This window comes from Methylobacter sp. BlB1 (assembly GCF_015476545.1).
Lineage (GTDB): Bacteria > Pseudomonadota > Gammaproteobacteria > Methylococcales > Methylomonadaceae > Methylobacter.
Genome location: NZ_JADMKV010000160.1, coordinates 1 through 1,458, shown reverse-complemented (window position 1 = coordinate 1,458; position 1,458 = coordinate 1). Strand labels below are relative to the sequence as shown.

Below are 1,458 nucleotides of genomic sequence, written 5' to 3'. Positions count from 1 at the left end.
AAGATTCGTGGAAGATTCTGCGTGGGCAGACGATAAAGCCGTCTGCCCATCTTAACCCGATTTATGGAGTGCTGTGCCCCAATGAGAAAAATGTTACAAACCCATTTACCCCTTTACCTGGCAGAGGAGGACGCTCCTTAACACTAGTGGCGGACGAAACTATGTAGCTCACGCCGCCGCCCCCGCCGCCCCCGCCAGCCAAGTTTTGTCCTGCAAGCCCTCCGCCCCCGCCACCTGTTGCCGCACCAGACTTGGCGGGGATATAACCTCCGCCCCCACCTCCGCCGCCGCCTGCCGCGCCCGCAGAGTTTGCATCGGTGCCATCACCGCCTGAGGTTTTCCCAGATTGACCGCCTTTTCCGCCCCTTCCCCCAGCACCTACTGCTGCTTCACCGCTGCCGCCATTGCCGGGATTCAGCGCGCCGTTGCCGCCGTTGCCGCCATCAGCACCGTTGCTTTCTCCGCCGCCACCGCCTTGGCCGCCGCCGCCGCCGCCGCCACCGGCGACGATGAGTACACCGCTCCTAGATCCGATCACGGCGCTTGCCCCGCCACCGCCGGCACCAAGCGCGCTAAAACCTGTCCCGCTACTGCCACCGGGAGCTCCTACTCCGGGCTGCCACCCGCTCGCCCCCTTGTGACGTCCGCTCGCGTGCGAGCCCACCCCTATTTGCAGTATCTCTCCGGGAATGACAGGCACCGTGCCTTCGATTATCATTCCTCGACCTGGCCCACCTGTACTGCCGGTACCGTACCCACCCTGTCCACCACCCGCAACCATATATATTTGATTGACGTTCTGTGGCACTTGGCAGGTGAACAACGTCTGGTTATAAGGGTATTCATGCTTCTCGCACTGTGGTGATTGTTCCTGTGCATAGCCATTCGACATGGGCATGAGTGTAAGTAAGCTTGCTGTTGCGGTGAGCAACGCAGTATCCATAATTTTCCTCTTATTTATCATGCTATTTCTCCTGTTGTGGCAAGTAGCCTTGTATGTTAGGCACTGAGGGAGAACCCCAGATTACGAAAAGGCTATTGAAAGTTCAAATGTTATAGCAACAGCGGTTGCTGTCGCCGCGGGTTTAACATGACCCTAATGAATGGCTATATGGTTTCCGCATATTTACGCTGTTCTTTTTTTGTTGTCAACTAATTGTAGGCGTTAGTTAACCAATTTATAATGTTAGTCATGTTCATTAACTGTATATCATCCTAAAATTTCGTGATATCCAGTTCTGGAGATCATGACGATGTTGGCAATTCCTTTTGATTTAGCTAAAAAATATGAAACGCTGTTAATCAAAGGTGTTCCGAGCGCGTTTTTAACTATTATGATTTATACTCACACCGTGCAAAGAGTGACGATTAAGCAGACTAAGAATCCGTTGGATTTTGAGCTTTATTGAGACTAATTTTGGCAGCTGTCAGATCCAGTCCAGAGTTTTACAGCTCATC

The 1,458-nt window shown here is 52.9% G+C and carries 2 protein-coding genes; one reads left to right on the top strand and one right to left on the bottom strand.

Annotated features, from left to right (window positions below):
* Positions 1 to 61: 61 nt before the first annotated feature.
* On the bottom strand, positions 62 to 538 hold the full coding sequence (locus IT781_RS21795) for a hypothetical protein (protein ID WP_194972271.1): 477 nt from the start codon (positions 536 to 538) through the stop codon (positions 62 to 64).
* Positions 539 to 1,253: 715 nt separating this feature from the next.
* Between IT781_RS21795 and IT781_RS21790 the strand changes: the two genes are divergently transcribed.
* The gene (locus tag IT781_RS21790) at positions 1,254 to 1,409 is read left to right on the top strand and encodes a hypothetical protein (RefSeq protein ID WP_194972270.1); all 156 of its coding nucleotides are present in this window, start codon (positions 1,254 to 1,256) and stop codon (positions 1,407 to 1,409) included.
* Positions 1,410 to 1,458 lie beyond the last annotated feature (49 nt).

Coding starts and splice junctions, on each gene's coding strand:
- IT781_RS21790 (WP_194972270.1), top strand. CDS start 1,254: ATGTTGGCAATTCCTTTTGATTTAGCTAAAAAATATGAAACGCTGTTA.